We start from the raw sequence: 15,013 nt of genomic DNA, 5'->3' as shown, positions 1-15,013 counted from the left end.
GGTCGCGAGCAATCGAGCCTCGACCGGCTGCTCCTACAGATGAACGCGGTTCATTGTAGGAGTGAGCTTGCTCGCGATGAGGTGTCAGACCGTGCTCAATCGAGCATCAACACCTTGGCCAGGACAATTTTCGGGCCTTTCATCTTCTTGATGATGATGCGCAGGCCTTCGACCTCCATGACCTCTTCTTCTTCCGGTACCCGTTTCAGGGTCTCGTAGACCAGGCCGGCAAGGGTTTCGGCCTCGATATGGTCCAGGTCGATGCCCAGCAGGCGCTCCACCTTGAACAGCGGGGTATCGCCGCGCACCAGCAACTTGCCGGGCTGGTAGGCGAGGATGCCGCGCTCGGCCTTGCGGTGTTCGTCCTGGATATCGCCGACCAGCACTTCGAGCACGTCTTCCATGGTCAGGTAGCCGATGATCTTGCCGTCGGCTTCTTCCACCAGGGCGAAGTGCGAACCGCCTTTACGGAACTGTTCCAGCAGCTGCGACAGCGGCATGTGCCGGGAAACGCGCTCCAGCGGGCGGGTCAGCTCGGCCAGGTTGAACGATTCGGGGATGTGGTCCAGCGCCGCCAGTTCCAGCAGCAGGTCCTTGATGTGCAGCAGGCCGACGAACTCGTTGCGCTCGCTGTCGTAGACCGGGTAGCGGCTGAACTTGTGGCGGCGGAACAGCGCGAGGATCTGCTTCAGCGGCGCGTTGAATTCCACGCTGATCAGGTCTTCCCGGGAGTTGGCCCAGTCCACCACTTCCAGCTCGCCCATTTCCACGGCCGAGGCCAGCACGCGCATGCCCTGGTCGCTGGGGTCCTGGCCCCGGCTGGAGTGCAGGATCAGCTTCAGTTCTTCGCGGCTGTAGTGGTGCTCGTGATGCGGGCCGGGCTCGCCCTGGCCGGCGATGCGCAGGATGGTGTTGGCGCTGGCGTTGAGCAGGTAGATCGCCGGGTACATCAGCCAGTAGAACAGGTACAGCGGCACCGCCGTCCACAGCGACAGCAGCTCGGGCTTGCGGATGGCCCAGGACTTGGGCGCCAGTTCGCCGACCACGATGTGCAGGTAGGAAATGATGAAGAAGGCGGTAAAGAACGACACGCCCTTGACCACTTCCGCCGAATCCACGCCCACGGCGCTGAGCAGCGGCGCCAGCAAATGCGCGAAGGCCGGCTCACCGACCCAGCCCAGGCCAAGGGAGGCCAGGGTGATCCCCAGCTGGCACGCGGAAAGGTAGGCATCCAGCTGGCTGTGTACGGTGCGCAGGATCTGCCCGCGCCAGCCGTTCTTGTGGGCGATGGCCTCGACCCGGGTCGAGCGCAGTTTGACCATGGCGAACTCGGCGGCTACGAAAAAGCCGTTGAGCAGAACCAGGAGCAGTGCAAAAAGAATCATGCCGAAGTCGGCGAAAAGAGACGCGAGGGTAAAACCAGGGGAAGGGTCCATGATGGAGTTTTGCGGGTTCCGTGTATTCGAAAAAGAGAGAAATGCGCGGCGCAATGGCCGGCGCAAGCCAGCCAATGTAGCGGCTGGCAGGGCGATTGCCTAGTGGCGCGTGGCTGTCACCGCTGGTCGGTCAGGGTGTCGGCACGCAATCTTTTCACCTGGGCCGGGGCGAAATGGCAGGTAAAAGTGCTGCCGTGGCCCGGTACGCTGCTGATCTCCAGGCGCGCCCGATGGCGCAGCAGCACATGCTTGACGATGGCCAGGCCCAGGCCAGTGCCGCCGGTGTTGGAGTTGCGGCTGGAGTCGACCCGGTAGAAGCGTTCGGTCAGGCGTGGCAAGTGCTTGCTGTCGATGCCGATCCCCGAATCCTGCACGCTCAGGTGCGCGCCTTGCTCGTCGCCCCACCAGCGGATGCGGATGTTGCCCTCGGCCGGGGTGTATTTCACGGCGTTGAACACCAGGTTGGAAAAGGCGCTGCGCAGTTCCGCCTCGCTGCCCTTGAGCAGGACCTGCGCGTCGGCTTCCAGGGTGATGCGCTGGTTGCGCTCCCCGGACAGCGCCAGGGCATCGCTCTTGATCGACTGCAGCAGCACGTCGATCGGCACCGGCTGGTTGTCCGACGGGTAGTCGGTGGCTTCCAGCTTGGCCAACAGCAGCAGGTCGTTGAGCAGGGTCTGCATGCGCCCGCCTTGCTGCTGCATCTGCTGCAGGGCGCGGCTCCAGCGCGGATTCACTTCCTCGACGTTGTCGAGCAGGGTTTCCAGGTAGCCGCAGATCACCGTCAGCGGCGTGCGCAGCTCGTGGGAGACGTTGGCGATGAAGTCCTTGCGCATCTGTTCCAGCTGGTGGATGCGGGTCACGTCGCGCACCAGCATCAGGTGTTCGTTGTTGCCGTAGCGGGTGATGTACAGCTGGATGCGTACCCGGTCGTTGGTCGGCGAGGGGATTTCCAGCGGCTCGTTGTAATTGTCCTGCTCGAAATACTCCTTGAAGCGCGGATGGCGCACCAGGTTGGTCACCGGCTGGCCGCTGTCTTGCGGGGTCTTCAGGCCCAGCAGGGTTTCCGCGGCGCGGTTCCACCATTCCAGGTTGCCGTCGCTGTCGAGCATGATCACCGCGTCTTTCAGTGCCGCGGTGGACTCCTGGACCCGGTCGATCACCGCTTGCAGGCGCCCGCGCACCCGTTGGTCGCGGCGTTGCAGGTGGTAGATGCTGTCGAACACCTCGCCCCACAGGCCGTAGCCATCGGGCGGTGCTTCATCGGGTTGGTGCAGGCGCAGCCATTCGTGCAGGCGCAGCAGTTGCTTGAGGGTCCAGGCCAGGTAGATCCCCAGGCCGATGGCCAGGCTCCAGCCGTAGTAACCGCTGATCAGGCCCACCAGCAGGCAGCCGGTGACCAACAGCAGCATGTGGCGAATCAGGGTGCCATGCCAGTTCTGGTTCACTTAACACGCGTCCATGGGAAGTGGAGCAGCTCCAAGCTGCAAGCTTCAAGCTGCAAGTTTTAAAGTGGTCGGCTTCAGCTTGCCGCTTGTGGCTTATGACTTGCCGCTGCTGTTAAGCCTTGGTGGAAAAACGGTAGCCGGTGCCGCGCACGGTTTGTACCAGATTCTCGTAGGCATCGCCCAAGGCTTTGCGCAGGCGGCGGATATGCACGTCGACGGTACGCTCTTCGACATAGACGTTGCCGCCCCAGACCTGGTCCAGCAACTGGCCGCGGGTGTAGGCGCGCTCCTGGTGGGTCATGAAAAATTGCAGCAGGCGGTATTCGGTCGGGCCCATCTCGGCCGGTTTGCCGTCGATGGTCACGCGGTGGCTGATCGGGTCCAGCAGCAGGCCGCCGACTTCGATCGGTGCCTCGCCGTCGGTCGGGCCAGCGCGGCGCAGCACGGCCTTGAGGCGCGCGACCAGCTCGCGAGGGGAGAATGGCTTGGTGATGTAGTCGTCGGCGCCGACTTCCAGGCCCTGGATCTTGTTGTCCTCTTCGCCCTTGGCGGTGAGCATGATGATCGGGATGTCACCGGTCAGCTCATCGCGTTTCAGGCGCCGCGCCAGCTCGATGCCGGAGGTGCCGGGCAGCATCCAGTCGAGCAGGATCAGGTCGGGCTTGCGGTCGACGATGATGGCATGGGCCTGCTGGGAGTTCTCCGCCTCCAGGCAGTCGTAGCCGGCCATTTCCAACGCAACGGCGATCATTTCGCGAATGGGCGCTTCGTCGTCAACGATCAGAATGCTCCTGCCAACCATGCTTAATCCTCTTGTCATTTAACTGTCTTGCGCCGCATTAGATAACGGAATTATTGCAGTCGTGTGACAGTATTTTAGGTGCTGGTGCGAGGGCTGCATTCGTGGACTAAGCTTTGGGTCCGAATCCTGACAACCACCAAAGAAGGTTTCCATGACTCAACACACGCTATCCTGGAAAGCCCTGTTGCTGAGCGCTGCGCTGACCCTGCCGGGGCTGGCGTTCGCTGCGGAACCGGCGATGACCAAAGACGGTATGTTCGTCGACCACAAGGGCATGACCTTGTACACCTTTGCCAAGGACAGCGGCGGCAAGTCCATGTGCAACGACAAGTGCGCCGCCAACTGGCCGCCGCTGATGGCCGCCAGCGGCGACAAGGCGATGGGCGAGTGGACCGTCATCAAGCGTGACGACGGCTCCATGCAGTGGGCCTACGACGGCAAGCCGCTGTACACCTTCGTGATGGACAAGAAAGCCGGTGACATGACCGGCGACGGCAAGATGGATGGCGCCTGGAAAGTGGCCAAGCCTGATTGATCGTAGTGTTTCTTCGCAGGCCAGCCTCACTCCTACAGAAACGGTAGGTGTGAGGCTGGCCTGCGATAACGGTCCTCAGCGAACGGCGTAATCCACGACTATCCCCAGGAAAATCGCCAATCCCGCCCAGTGGTTATGCAGGAAGGCCTTGAAGCACTTCATCCGGTCGCGATCGCGGGTGTCCCAGAACTCCCAGGCAAAACACCCGGCCGCCACCAGCAGGCCCAGGTGGAACCAGATACCCAACTCGAAGCGCGCGCCCACCAGCAGCAGGCACGCCAGCGCCAGGCCCTGCAGGGTCAGGATGATTACCCGGTCGGCTTCGCCGAACAGGATCGCGGTGGATTTCACCCCGATCTTCAGGTCGTCGTCGCGGTCGGTCATCGCGTAATAGGTGTCATAACCCACGGTCCACAGCAGGTTGGCGATGTACAGCAGCCAGGCGGTGGCCGGCAGCTCGCCGGTCTCGGCGGTAAAGGCCATCGGGATGCCCCAGGAGAACGCCGCGCCCAGCACCACTTGTGGGTAATAGGTGTAGCGCTTCATGAAGGGATAGCTGGCCGCCAGGGCCAGGCCGCCCAGCGACAGCCAGATGGTCTCCGCGTTGGTGCACAGCACCAGCAGGAAGCTGATGAACATCAGCACGGCGAAGAACACCAGGGCTTCCCTGGAGCTGATCTTGCCGCTGACCAGCGGGCGCTGTTCGGTGCGCTTCACATGGCCGTCGACCTTGCGGTCGGCCCAGTCGTTGATCACGCAGCCGCCGGCCCGGGTGAGGGTTACGCCAAGGACGAAAATCACGATATTGGCCAGCGATGGCGAGCCTTTGCCGGCAATCCACAGGGCCCAGAGGGTCGGCCAGAGCAGCAGGTAGATGCCGATCGGCTTGTCCATGCGGGTCAGCTGGATAAAGTCCCAGGCGCGCGGATTCAGGCGGTTGAGGGATTTGAGCAGGCTCTGATACATCAGCGGTTCTCCGGCTGGGCGCTGACGGCGCTCCACAGGGACGGCAGGAAGATTTCGGCGACCAGCACGCTCAGGGCTGCGCGATCGAAGCGCGAACGGCGGGCCCAGAGGTCATCGGCCTGCACCTCGTCGGGCAGCCACGGGCGTGGGTAATGGCAGACCTCGATGGGGCGGCGCTGAAAGGCCTGGTCACAGAACAGCAGCTCGCCCAGGGAGCGGCTGCCCAACTCGTCCATGTTCAGCCCGCCATCTTGCAGGGCACTGCGGGCCGCCACGCTGCGGGCGAATACCCAGGCCTGGCCGTGACCGCGCAGATACACCTCGCGTACCCAGCCCTGGCTGCCTGGCTGCAGGTCCAGCGCGGCGCATTCGTCGGCGCGCAGGGGCTGCCAGCCCTCGACCAGCGGCGTCACGCTGAAGCCGTCGTTGGAGAGACGGGTCAGGCGCCGGGTCAGCGAACCTTCATCGAACAGCCAGTCGAGGGTCTGTGCGTCGGGGAGGGGCGTCAGCCGGCTTTGCGAGAGCCAGTCCGGGGTGGAAAATGCAGAGATTGAGTGCGGCACAGTGGGTCATTATTGGCAGCAAATGAGGCCGCGAGCTTAGCATGGTGCCAGGCGATTTTTCCGCAATGGAGCGGCCGCCTGCAGCGAACGTGCTTGCATCCGTCGGTGCTCATCAGTACAAAACGCGCTGGGCCGGACGCGCCCCCTGGCGTCATCCAGAGTCGAGTCATCGACCATCCCGCCGGCAACAGCCTGAGAACCTGAGGAAACGCGTAAATGAAAAAGTGGCAATGTGTGGTCTGCGGCCTGATCTACAACGAAGCCGATGGCTGGCCGGACGACGGAATCTTGCCCGGTACCCGCTGGGAAGACGTGCCTGAAGACTGGCTCTGCCCGGATTGCGGCGTCGGCAAAATGGATTTCGAAATGATCGAAATCGGCTGATCACACCCTGTGATCCCCTGAACCTGAAGGAGTAAGGAATGAACGCACCTGTCGTCATCGTGGGCACCGGGCTGGCCGGCTACAACCTGGCCCGGGAGTTTCGCAAGCTCGATAGCGAAACGCCGCTGCTGCTGATCACCGCCGATGACGGGCGTTCCTATTCCAAGCCGATGCTGTCCACCGGCTTCGGCAAGAACAAGGAAGCCGACGGCCTGAGCATGGCCGAGCCCGGCGCCATGGCCGAGCAATTGAAGGCCGAGGTGCGCACCCATACCCGCATCAGCGGCATCGACCCTGGCCACAAGCGCCTGTGGATGGGTGAAGAGGCGGTGAACTACCGCGACCTGATCCTGGCCTGGGGCGCGGAAACCGTGCGCGTACCGGTGGAGGGCGATGCTGGCGACCTGATCTTCCCGATCAACGACCTGGAAGACTACGCGCGTTTTCGCGCGGCTGCGGCCGGCAAGCGCCGGGTGCTGCTGCTGGGCGCCGGCCTGATCGGCTGCGAGTTCGCCAACGACCTGATCCTCGGCGGTTATGCAGTGGACCTGGTGGCGCCTTGCGAGCAGGTCATGCCGACGTTGCTGCACCCTGCGGCCGCCGCCGCGGTGCAGGCCGGGCTGGAAAGCCTGGGCGCGCGCTTCCATCTGGGGCCGGTACTCAATCGCTTGCAGCGCACGACGGATGGCCTCGAGGCACATCTGTCCGACGGTGAAGTGATTGCCTGCGATCTGGTGGTGTCGGCGATCGGCCTGCGTCCGCGCATCGACCTGGCCGCCGCCGCGGGGGTGATGGTCAACCGTGGGGTGGTGGTCGACCGGCATCTCAAGACCTCCCACACCAACATTTATGCCTTGGGCGACTGCGCCGAGGTCGATGGGCTGAATCTGTTGTACGTCATGCCCCTCATGAGCTGTGCGCGAGCGCTGGCGCAGACCCTGGCGGGTAACCCGACGGCGGTCAGCTATGGCCCGATGCCGATCACCGTGAAAACCCCGGTCTGCCCGCTGGTGGTTTCGCCACCGCCACGCGGCCTGGAGGGCGTGTGGACGGTCGAAGGGCAGGGCGCCGACATCAAGGCGCTGTGCCGCGATGCCAGCGGCAAACTGCTGGGCTATGCGCTGACCGGGGCCGCGGTCATGGACAAACTGGCCCTGAACAAAGAGCTTCCCGGCTTGTTGGCCTAAATACCGGTCGTTCTGTCGGAATAATCATGTGTTTGCCACTACAAAGGTCGCGCAGAGACTGGCGCCACTCCTAACTGCGTGCCATCCTCACACCCGTCTGCCGCAGAGTAGAGCCTGCGGCGCCTTGGGCGCTGTTCCGGAAGAACAGCACGGACATAACAACAAAAAACCGTCAAAGAGGCTTCACTATGCGTAAACCAGAACTCGCCGCTGCAATTGCTGAAAAAGCGGATCTGACCAAAGAACAAGCCAACCGCGTTCTCAATGCCGTTCTCGAAGAAATCACCGGCGCCCTGCATCGCAAAGACAGCGTCACCCTGGTAGGTTTTGGAACCTTCCTGCAGCGTCACCGTGGCGCCCGTACCGGCAAGAACCCGCAAACCGGTGAGCCGGTGAAGATCAAGGCCAGCAACACCGTAGCCTTCAAGCCAGGCAAATCGCTGAAAGACAGCGTCAATCCATAACTGTTGCGAACTCCCTCGATAGCAGGGAGAACCGTATTGAAAAATGGGCAAGCCGATAATTCGGATGCCCATTTTTTATGGATGGTTGTTCGGCATATAAAGAACGGGAATGCATGCAGCAAGTTTCGCGAGGAACTACATCTGTATTGCTCAAAAAACATACAGACTGTTTGATGGCAAACTATCGTCTTGAGTGCCATCATATTGGTGGCACTTTACAAAGTTAGGGGCATCCGCGACTGCACTCTTTCATAAAAGTTCAGAATTAGGATTTATTTCCGTACCCGGCACTTTCGATTCTGCCTGGCATTACCCCTTAATCATTGAATCGCTCTCTGGTTTATATCGCGCAAGGCTCTGGCCCGCGGCTTCTGGCGTTGCTGGTTGGAATAGGGATTCAACTGGCTGCCTAGGGGGAAACCCTGCCATATATAAGGCAATCTCTTACGAACAACCGATGACAGTTCGTCTTGTTGTTTGAGGGGATGCTTGCTAGTGGCCATCATACTGATTACGATGCGCGCTCTTGAAAGAGCAGGCTCAATTGGATGAGTACGCTCTTTGATACTGTCAAGCACGCGAAAAATGTCTCGCGGGCGTATAGACCGTAATCTCGAAAAAGGCCATGGATGTCCTACTCAAGTAAACTTTCTGCCCATTACCTCGAACTCGCCAAAGCCTCTGTTTCCAAAGAGAGTTTTGCGGGCGAGGACGTTCGCTTCTCCAGCGAATACGAGGCACTGGAAAGTGAGCTGGGCAAAGCCCAATCCATGCACGAAAGCGGTCAGATCGACTGGCTGAAAATCCTCGAGAACAGTGAAGCGCTGCTGCGTACCCAGTCCAAGGATCTGCGGGTGGCCGCCTGGCTCACCTGGGCCTTGTATCAGCGTGAATCCTTCCCCGGCCTGCTGGCCGGCCTTGGTCTTCTGCAGCACCTGTGCGAACAGCATTGGGCGCAGATCCACCCCGCCAAGCTGCGTACCCGGGCTGCCGCCGTCGGCTGGCTGGTGCCGCGTCTCGAGCAGGTGTTGGGCGAAAACGTCGCGATCAAGGAGCAACTGCCGCTGTTCCGCCGTCTGGTGGAACACCTGGAAGGGCTCGATGCCGCGCTCACCGAGCATCTGGGTGACAACGCGCCCTTGCTGCTGCCGATCTGCCGACGGCTGTCGACCATGGTCCAGCGCGCCGCCGACAATCAGCCAGAACCCGGCGCCGTGGGCGCGGTGGTGGCCCAGGTCAAGCAGGCCGCGACCCAGCTGTTCACGCCTGGCGCGCCGATCGACAACGAGAAGGAAGCGCAGAAGGCCCTGCGTGCGATGCAGGAAAACGCCCGTCCACTGAGCGCCTGGTGGTTCAAGCAGAAGGCCACTGACGTACGCGCCCTGCGCCTGAACCGCACCATGCTGTGGTTGCCCATCGATGCCGTCCCGGAGCGCAACGCCGAGCAGATCACTGCGTTGCGCGGGCTGCCGGCCGACAAGCTCAAGACCTACCAGGAGCGTTTTGCCAATGGGCAATACGCCGACCTGTTGGTGGAACTCGAAGCCAGCCTGGCCAGGGCGCCGTTCTGGTTCGACGGCCAGCGCATGGTCTGGGAATGCCTGCAGGGGCTGAACGCCGACCAGGCGATGCGCGAAGTGGAGTTTCACTTCGCGCTCCTGTTGCAGCGCCTGCCGGGGGTGGTCGAGTTGCGTTTCCACGACGGCGCACCTTTCGCCGACCCGGCCACCCGCGGCTGGATCAGCGCCCACGTCATGCCCCATCTGCAAAGCGCCAGCGCGCCGCGCAAGGTCGAAGCGACCGCCAGCCAGCCAGCCTGGGAAGAAGCCCTCGAAGAGGTCTTGCCGATCCTGCGCAAGGACGGCCTCAAGGCCGCCGTGCAGATCCTCAAGCAAGGCCTGCAGAACGCCCATGGCGGGCGGGTGAGGTTTTTCTGGCAGTTCAGCCTGGCGCGGCTGTGCTTCATGGCCAAGAAATACGAGCTGGCCAAGACCCAGCTCGAAACCCTCGATCAAGAATTACTGAGCTCGGGCCTGCATGCCTGGGAGCCGGATCTTGCGTTGGAAGTGCTGCACCTCCTGCATAGCTGCTGTGAGTTGTTGCCGCAGAACCACGCAGTGCGAGAACGCAAGGAAGAGATTTATCGCAGGCTGTGCCACCTCGACCTCGAAGTGGTACTCGAATAGGCCCCAGGGCCAACAACCGCAAGGAGAAAAGCCATGGCCAAAGAAGGCTCGGTAGCCCCCAAGGAACGCATCAACGTCACCTTCAAACCCGCCACCGGCGGTGCTCAGGAAGAGATTGAACTGCCGTTGAAGCTACTGGCAATCGGTGATTACACCCAGCGCGTGGACGAGCGCAAAGTGGAAGACCGCAAGCCGATCAGCATCGACAAAATGACGTTCGACGAAGTGCTGGCCAAGCAGGAGCTGAGCCTGACGCTGAGCGTGCCTAACCGTCTTCAGGAAGAGGGCGACACCGAAGAGCTGGCGGTCAAGCTGCGCGTCAACTCGATGAAGGACTTCAACCCGGCCAGCCTGGTCGAGCAAGTGCCTGAGCTGAAAAAACTGATGGAACTGCGCGACGCGCTGGTGGCCCTCAAGGGTCCGCTGGGTAACGCCCCTGCATTCCGTAAAGCCATCGAAGGCGTACTCGCCGACGACGAATCGCGCGGTCGTGTACTCGGTGAGCTGGGCCTGAACGCCGCAGCCACCGAAGCCTGAGTCTCTATCAGTCAAGGAAGCCAAACACTATGAGCACTAGTGCAGCACAACAGAAAAGCAACGAGAACGGCGAGTACAGCATTCTCGACAGCATCATCGCCGAAACCCGCCTGACTCCGGACGACGAAGCCTACGACATCGCCAAGCGCGGCGTGTCGGCCTTCATCGAAGAGCTGCTCAAGCCTCAGAACAATGGCGAGCCAGTCAAGAAGGCCATGGTTGACCGCATGATCGCCGAGATCGATGCCAAGCTCAGCCGCCAGATGGACGAAATCCTGCACCACGAAGACTTCCAGTCCCTGGAATCGGCCTGGCGTGGCCTGCAGTTGCTGGTCGACCGCACCAACTTCCGCGAAAACATCAAGATCGAAATCCTCAACGTCTCCAAGCAGGACCTGCTGGACGACTTCGAAGATTCGCCGGAAGTGATGCAGGCCGGCCTGTACAAGCACATCTACACCGCTGAATACGGCCAGTTCGGTGGCCAGCCGGTGGGCGCGATTATCGCCAACTACTTCATGTCGCCAAGCTCGCCAGACGTGAAGCTGATGCAATACGTGTCCAGCGTTGCCTGCATGTCCCACGCGCCGTTCATCGCCGCGGCCGGTCCGAAATTCTTCGGTCTGGAAAGCTTCACCGGCCTGCCGGACCTCAAGGATCTGAAAGATCACTTCGAAGGCCCGCAATTCGCCAAATGGCAGAGCTTTCGCCAGTCGGAAGACTCGCGCTACATCGGCCTGACCGTACCGCGCTTCCTGCTGCGCAACCCGTACGATCCGGAAGAGAACCCGGTCAAATCCTTCGTCTACAAGGAAACCGTTGCCAACAGCCACGAGCATTACCTGTGGGGCAACACCGCGTACGCGTTCGGTACCAAGCTGACCGACAGCTTCGCCAAGTTCCGCTGGTGCCCGAACATCATCGGCCCGCAGAGCGGTGGCGCGGTAGAAGACCTGCCGCTGCACCACTTCGAAAGCATGGGCGAAATCGAAACCAAGATCCCGACCGAGGTTCTGGTCAGCGACCGTCGTGAATACGAACTGGCCGAGGAAGGCTTCATCTCCCTGACCATGCGCAAAGGCAGCGACAACGCGGCGTTCTTCTCCGCAAGCTCGGTGCAGAAGCCGAAGTTCTTCGGCATCAGCGCCGAAGGCAAGGCCGCGGAGCTGAACTACAAGCTCGGCACCCAGCTGCCGTACATGATGATCGTCAACCGCCTGGCTCACTACCTCAAAGTGCTGCAGCGCGAGCAACTCGGTTCGTGGAAAGAACGTACCGACCTCGAGCTGGAACTCAACAAGTGGATCCGCCAGTACGTCGCCGACCAGGAAAACCCGAGCGCCGAAGTGCGTGGCCGTCGTCCGCTGCGCGCCGCGCAGATCATCGTCAGTGATGTGGAAGGTGAGCCGGGCTGGTACCGCGTCAGCCTGAACGTGCGTCCGCACTTCAAGTACATGGGGGCCGATTTCACCCTGTCGCTGGTTGGCAAGCTGGACAAAGAGTAACCAGGAGCTAGGTCATGACCGGATACGGCAGCCTTTTCGAACGCCTGAGTGGCGAGGCCGACAAACGTGTCGGCTGGAGCCGCGAGGTTTCCGCCATGGCGTCGGTGGCTGCCCATCTGGGCAAGATGCTCAGCACCCGTGCGGGCAGCGTGCAGACGCTGTCCGATTACGGGTTGCCCGATCTCAACGACATGCGCCTGAGCCTGCACGACGCCCTGAGCCAGGCCCGCCTGGCCATCGAAAGCTTCATCGAAGCCTACGAGCCGCGTCTGAGCAACGTGCGTGTCGTTTCCCTGCCGCGTGATCACGACCAGCTCAAGCTGGCTTTCAGTATCGAAGGCCTGCTTGAGGTGGACGGGTTCAAGCGCCAGGTCAGTTTTTCCGCGCGCCTGGATGGCAGCGGTCAGGTCAAGGTCAGTTAAGGAGACGAGGATGTCAGGTAAACCCGCAGCACGCGTCAGCGACCCCACCGCCTGCCCGCTCCCCGGCCACGCAACCAACCCGATCGCCGCCGGTTCCGGCGATGTGTTCTTCGATGGCCTCGCGGCCGCCCGCCAGGGCGATGCCTCGGCCTGTGGCGGAGCGATGTCCGGCGGCCTGGCGACCACGGTGCTGATCAACGGCAAGCCGGCGGCCACGGTTGATTCGGTCGGGACTCATGGAAATATCGTTATCGGTGGGTCGGGGACGGTGATTATCGGGAATTCCCACTCGGCGGCGTCGTTTGCTCCTCCATTACCGCTGACTATTCCTGGATTTGATGAGCAGTTTGCGCTGACAGATGAGGCGGGAGCTCCGATTGCCAATCGCCGATATCTGCTTGTTCGCGAAGATGGCTCGCAGGAAGAAGGGATTACCAACGATGCAGGGCTTACTCATCGGCTTGCTCGACATGAGCGAGCAGAGAAAGTCGAAGTCTACGTAGCCGCGGGAAGCTGATGAATGGCCACTGATACCATCAACACTTCAAGTGGTACTTTCAAAAAAGTCGCTACGGGGCAGAGTTCCCCTACCAAAGAACTTGTGCCCAAGCCGGTTGTAGTTGAGCAAGGGCTGACCGTATTTTTGGGTGGCGCTGGGATGATTGGTGGTTATAACGCCGATATGATCAACGCATTTACCGAGACCGGCATTGCTAACGTTGTCTACGGAAACTATTCATCCCTGATCACTGGGGCCGATGAGTATGTCCATCCAATGATTGATATGCTCGCCGACGCATCGTCGGTTATTTTTTATAATCAGGACAGTAGTCGGCCGGCAGAGTTTGAATATGATCAGGTGGGCGTTGTAAAAGAAAGAACCGATTTGTATGGTTTGGTCGCTGTTAAAAGCACTATGCCGGTTATAGAAAGCCAACCTGCGGATTTTTCCCTTGCTGCCATTGGCATATCAAAGAAGATTCCGACTTCCGGGCAGTTCAATATTGTCGGGTACTCATGGGGGGCGGTAATTGCGGCGCGTAGCGCTATGTATCATGCGCGCAAGGATATTATCGTCGATCACTTGGTTCTGATCGGTGCACCGATCAATCAGGACTTGAAGGATGCGGTAACCGGGCATCCGAAAATAATCAAGACAATAATTATTGACCTGGCGGATAAGGGCGATCCGATTTATGCCGGGATGACGGATGCCGAATTGGTTGGCGTTGCACCCGAGCTTGCGGGGCAGATGTCAGGGACTAACCAAGGACACTTTTACTATTCAGGGGATGATGCAGACGGTCAATTAAGGCATCGGGAACTTGCAAAGCGGCTTTATGACGAAGGGCTTCGATAAAGTGATGCGATATTTCGTTATCTTCATTTCTCTTGTCATGCTGTCTTTGAGCTTTATCGATCCCAAAGCCCCGTGGGGGGTTAGTGTCGACTTTATGGGCTTATCGCTCCCTCAGGCGGGGTATACATTTTTTTTCGTGGTTTGTATTTTTCTTTATCTTCCGATGATAGTTGTCGGTCTTTATTATTTTGTAAAAAGTGCAGTTCGTTTGGTCAGGTTTCGAGATCTCAGGGGTGGGTTCGAGCCGTTTATTTTGTTTGCGCTCATTGTGGTGAGTTTGAGCCGGTTCGGCGATTGGGTTGTTTATGAAATTTTCTAAATTCCAACCTTGTCGCTGCAATCAATGGGTGTCCCGTGAATTGTTCTAACGGGCCAATGCCAGCCATTGCTGCACCCTCGATGAAGGGTAAGGCGTTCAGGTTGCTCAACGCATTCCTTTGCTCAGTCGGCTTGCTGGCGATTCTGCTGCTGTTTGCGCTGCTGTTTACCTGGCAGCGGGATACCCCGCCAAAACTGTTCGCTCATCCCAATGCGCTGTGGGTTGGCGCGGAGGATGGTGGTGTGTTCGTCGAAATCGCCAAGGCCGAGGCGCCGGATTATTACGTTGAGATCCGGCATGAGAATGGGGACATCTGGGGTGAAGGCTGGATTCGGTACGACGGCAAAGATGGCTTTCCGCTGAGTGCCGCGGCCATCACCGGGTTTGATGGCGAGGCGCTTTATCTACAGACCAGCGTTGCGATTACCTCTGAAAAAGCGGGGGCGCAGTAATCATGGGAGAGAGGGATCGCATGCTCAGTGCAGGCCGCCGTCGCTTGCTTGTCACAGCCCTCTGGATTCCGCTGGCCGTTCTCCTGCTCATGCTGCTGGACGAGTGTCTGAGAGGCACCCCCTTGACCGTCGAGTTGTTCGAGACCTACGCGTCGACCATGGGCATTGTGGCGTACATCGCCTTTGCCCTTCTGGAAATGCGCCTGCTGCGTGGCAAGAGCGAGCAACAAATACTCGCGCGGGTCTGGCTCGGGCCGTTGCTGTTCATCCCTTTTTACGCCGCTTCGTGGGTGCTTTTCCGGTTGGCAAAAATGCTTGGCGGTGATGCCAGTGACGTTGCACCGATGTTGGGTTGGCTGGTTTTCATTCCGTGTGTCCTCATCGTGGGCTACGTGGTTTCCGGGCTGACGGTTGCGCTCTACAGGACGGTTTATTCATGAGATTCAATAC

The 15,013-nt window shown here is 60.3% G+C and carries 18 protein-coding genes; 13 read left to right on the top strand and 5 right to left on the bottom strand.

Going from position 1 to position 15,013, the window contains the following annotated elements; all coding sequences use genetic code 11:
* Positions 1 to 95: 95 nt before the first annotated feature.
* From AC3RCP_RS00390 to phoB, 3 genes are all read right to left on the bottom strand, one after another.
* A complete protein-coding gene (locus tag AC3RCP_RS00390; protein ID WP_007930300.1) occupies positions 96 to 1,436 on the bottom strand; it encodes a hemolysin family protein in 1,341 nt (446 codons plus the stop codon).
* A 116-nt stretch (positions 1,437 to 1,552) separates the two neighbouring features.
* Positions 1,553 to 2,845 carry a phosphate regulon sensor histidine kinase PhoR gene (gene phoR / locus AC3RCP_RS00385; RefSeq protein WP_492570685.1) on the bottom strand — a complete coding sequence of 431 codons (1,293 nt, stop codon included), beginning with the start codon at positions 2,843 to 2,845 and terminating at the stop codon, positions 1,553 to 1,555.
* 148 nt (positions 2,846 to 2,993) lie between these two features.
* Positions 2,994 to 3,683: a phosphate regulon transcriptional regulator PhoB gene (phoB, locus tag AC3RCP_RS00380; protein ID WP_007896474.1), complete on the bottom strand. Its 690-nt coding sequence runs from the start codon at positions 3,681 to 3,683 to the stop codon at positions 2,994 to 2,996.
* A 151-nt stretch (positions 3,684 to 3,834) separates the two neighbouring features.
* Between phoB and AC3RCP_RS00375 the strand changes: the two genes are divergently transcribed.
* Positions 3,835 to 4,218 (top strand): COG4315 family predicted lipoprotein, encoded by a 384-nt coding sequence (locus tag AC3RCP_RS00375; protein WP_492570557.1) that lies wholly within the window; start codon positions 3,835 to 3,837, stop codon positions 4,216 to 4,218.
* Positions 4,219 to 4,293: 75 nt separating this feature from the next.
* On the opposite strand, the gene ubiA is transcribed toward AC3RCP_RS00375, so the two are convergent.
* Both ubiA and AC3RCP_RS00365 read right to left on the bottom strand, forming a co-directional pair.
* On the bottom strand, positions 4,294 to 5,184 hold the full coding sequence (gene ubiA / locus AC3RCP_RS00370) for a 4-hydroxybenzoate octaprenyltransferase (protein WP_492570558.1): 891 nt from the start codon (positions 5,182 to 5,184) through the stop codon (positions 4,294 to 4,296).
* On the bottom strand, positions 5,184 to 5,747 hold the full coding sequence (locus AC3RCP_RS00365) for a chorismate--pyruvate lyase family protein (protein WP_009041358.1): 564 nt from the start codon (positions 5,745 to 5,747) through the stop codon (positions 5,184 to 5,186). Before AC3RCP_RS00365 ends, ubiA begins: the two co-directional genes overlap by 1 nt.
* 216 nt (positions 5,748 to 5,963) lie before the next feature.
* On the opposite strand from AC3RCP_RS00365, the gene AC3RCP_RS00360 reads away from it, so the two are divergent.
* The 12 genes from AC3RCP_RS00360 (at position 5,964) to AC3RCP_RS00305 (ending at position 15,003) form a co-directional block, all read left to right on the top strand.
* Positions 5,964 to 6,131, top strand: coding sequence for a rubredoxin (locus tag AC3RCP_RS00360; protein ID WP_007930291.1), 168 nt, complete (start codon positions 5,964 to 5,966; stop codon positions 6,129 to 6,131).
* 38 nt (positions 6,132 to 6,169) lie between these two features.
* Complete coding sequence (locus AC3RCP_RS00355) at positions 6,170 to 7,318, top strand: NAD(P)/FAD-dependent oxidoreductase (protein ID WP_492570559.1); 1,149 nt, start codon at positions 6,170 to 6,172, stop codon at positions 7,316 to 7,318.
* Between the two features lie 188 nt (positions 7,319 to 7,506).
* Positions 7,507 to 7,782: an HU family DNA-binding protein gene (locus AC3RCP_RS00350; RefSeq protein ID WP_003213368.1), complete on the top strand. Its 276-nt coding sequence runs from the start codon at positions 7,507 to 7,509 to the stop codon at positions 7,780 to 7,782.
* A gap of 629 nt (positions 7,783 to 8,411) precedes the next feature.
* The gene (tssA, locus tag AC3RCP_RS00345) at positions 8,412 to 9,968 is read left to right on the top strand and encodes a type VI secretion system protein TssA (protein WP_492570560.1); all 1,557 of its coding nucleotides are present in this window, start codon (positions 8,412 to 8,414) and stop codon (positions 9,966 to 9,968) included.
* A gap of 33 nt (positions 9,969 to 10,001) precedes the next feature.
* A complete protein-coding gene (gene tssB / locus AC3RCP_RS00340; RefSeq protein ID WP_007930286.1) occupies positions 10,002 to 10,505 on the top strand; it encodes a type VI secretion system contractile sheath small subunit in 504 nt (167 codons plus the stop codon).
* Between the two features lie 29 nt (positions 10,506 to 10,534).
* Positions 10,535 to 12,010: a type VI secretion system contractile sheath large subunit gene (gene tssC / locus AC3RCP_RS00335; protein ID WP_053263125.1), complete on the top strand. Its 1,476-nt coding sequence runs from the start codon at positions 10,535 to 10,537 to the stop codon at positions 12,008 to 12,010.
* A gap of 14 nt (positions 12,011 to 12,024) precedes the next feature.
* Positions 12,025 to 12,432 carry a type VI secretion system baseplate subunit TssE gene (tssE, locus tag AC3RCP_RS00330; protein WP_087087493.1) on the top strand — a complete coding sequence of 136 codons (408 nt, stop codon included), beginning with the start codon at positions 12,025 to 12,027 and terminating at the stop codon, positions 12,430 to 12,432.
* Between the two features lie 10 nt (positions 12,433 to 12,442).
* Positions 12,443 to 12,949, top strand: a complete 507-nt coding sequence (locus AC3RCP_RS00325) for a PAAR domain-containing protein (protein WP_087087495.1) — start codon at positions 12,443 to 12,445, stop codon at positions 12,947 to 12,949.
* Between the two features lie 3 nt (positions 12,950 to 12,952).
* Entirely contained in the window at positions 12,953 to 13,792 is an 840-nt protein-coding gene (locus AC3RCP_RS00320) for a hypothetical protein (protein ID WP_492570561.1), read from the top strand.
* A complete protein-coding gene (locus AC3RCP_RS00315; RefSeq protein ID WP_087087499.1) occupies positions 13,773 to 14,111 on the top strand; it encodes a hypothetical protein in 339 nt (112 codons plus the stop codon). Before AC3RCP_RS00320 ends, AC3RCP_RS00315 begins: the two co-directional genes overlap by 20 nt.
* Positions 14,112 to 14,212: 101 nt before the next feature.
* Entirely contained in the window at positions 14,213 to 14,563 is a 351-nt protein-coding gene (locus AC3RCP_RS00310; protein WP_256583122.1) for a hypothetical protein, read from the top strand.
* Positions 14,564 to 14,583: 20 nt separating this feature from the next.
* Positions 14,584 to 15,003, top strand: coding sequence for a hypothetical protein (locus tag AC3RCP_RS00305; protein WP_157832228.1), 420 nt, complete (start codon positions 14,584 to 14,586; stop codon positions 15,001 to 15,003).
* Positions 15,004 to 15,013 lie beyond the last annotated feature (10 nt).

The sequence above is a fragment of the Pseudomonas sp. GW822-FHT05A08 genome, assembly GCF_058800485.1.
This window is presented reverse-complemented; position numbering and strand designations above follow the sequence as displayed.

Excerpts from the sequence above, each read along its gene's own strand:
- AC3RCP_RS00390 (WP_007930300.1), bottom strand. The coding sequence starts at position 1,436 with ATGGACCCTTCCCCTGGTTTTACCCTCGCGTCTCTTTTCGCCGACTTC.
- phoR (WP_492570685.1), bottom strand. The coding sequence starts at position 2,845 with ATGCTGCTGTTGGTCACCGGCTGCCTGCTGGTGGGCCTGATCAGCGGT.
- phoB (WP_007896474.1), bottom strand. The coding sequence starts at position 3,683 with ATGGTTGGCAGGAGCATTCTGATCGTTGACGACGAAGCGCCCATTCGC.
- AC3RCP_RS00375 (WP_492570557.1), top strand. The coding sequence starts at position 3,835 with ATGACTCAACACACGCTATCCTGGAAAGCCCTGTTGCTGAGCGCTGCG.
- ubiA (WP_492570558.1), bottom strand. The coding sequence starts at position 5,184 with ATGTATCAGAGCCTGCTCAAATCCCTCAACCGCCTGAATCCGCGCGCC.
- AC3RCP_RS00360 (WP_007930291.1), top strand. The coding sequence starts at position 5,964 with ATGAAAAAGTGGCAATGTGTGGTCTGCGGCCTGATCTACAACGAAGCC.
- AC3RCP_RS00355 (WP_492570559.1), top strand. The coding sequence starts at position 6,170 with ATGAACGCACCTGTCGTCATCGTGGGCACCGGGCTGGCCGGCTACAAC.
- AC3RCP_RS00350 (WP_003213368.1), top strand. The coding sequence starts at position 7,507 with ATGCGTAAACCAGAACTCGCCGCTGCAATTGCTGAAAAAGCGGATCTG.
- tssA (WP_492570560.1), top strand. The coding sequence starts at position 8,412 with ATGTCCTACTCAAGTAAACTTTCTGCCCATTACCTCGAACTCGCCAAA.
- tssB (WP_007930286.1), top strand. The coding sequence starts at position 10,002 with ATGGCCAAAGAAGGCTCGGTAGCCCCCAAGGAACGCATCAACGTCACC.
- tssC (WP_053263125.1), top strand. The coding sequence starts at position 10,535 with ATGAGCACTAGTGCAGCACAACAGAAAAGCAACGAGAACGGCGAGTAC.
- tssE (WP_087087493.1), top strand. The coding sequence starts at position 12,025 with ATGACCGGATACGGCAGCCTTTTCGAACGCCTGAGTGGCGAGGCCGAC.
- AC3RCP_RS00325 (WP_087087495.1), top strand. The coding sequence starts at position 12,443 with ATGTCAGGTAAACCCGCAGCACGCGTCAGCGACCCCACCGCCTGCCCG.
- AC3RCP_RS00320 (WP_492570561.1), top strand. The coding sequence starts at position 12,953 with ATGGCCACTGATACCATCAACACTTCAAGTGGTACTTTCAAAAAAGTC.
- AC3RCP_RS00315 (WP_087087499.1), top strand. The coding sequence starts at position 13,773 with ATGACGAAGGGCTTCGATAAAGTGATGCGATATTTCGTTATCTTCATT.
- AC3RCP_RS00305 (WP_157832228.1), top strand. The coding sequence starts at position 14,584 with ATGCTCAGTGCAGGCCGCCGTCGCTTGCTTGTCACAGCCCTCTGGATT.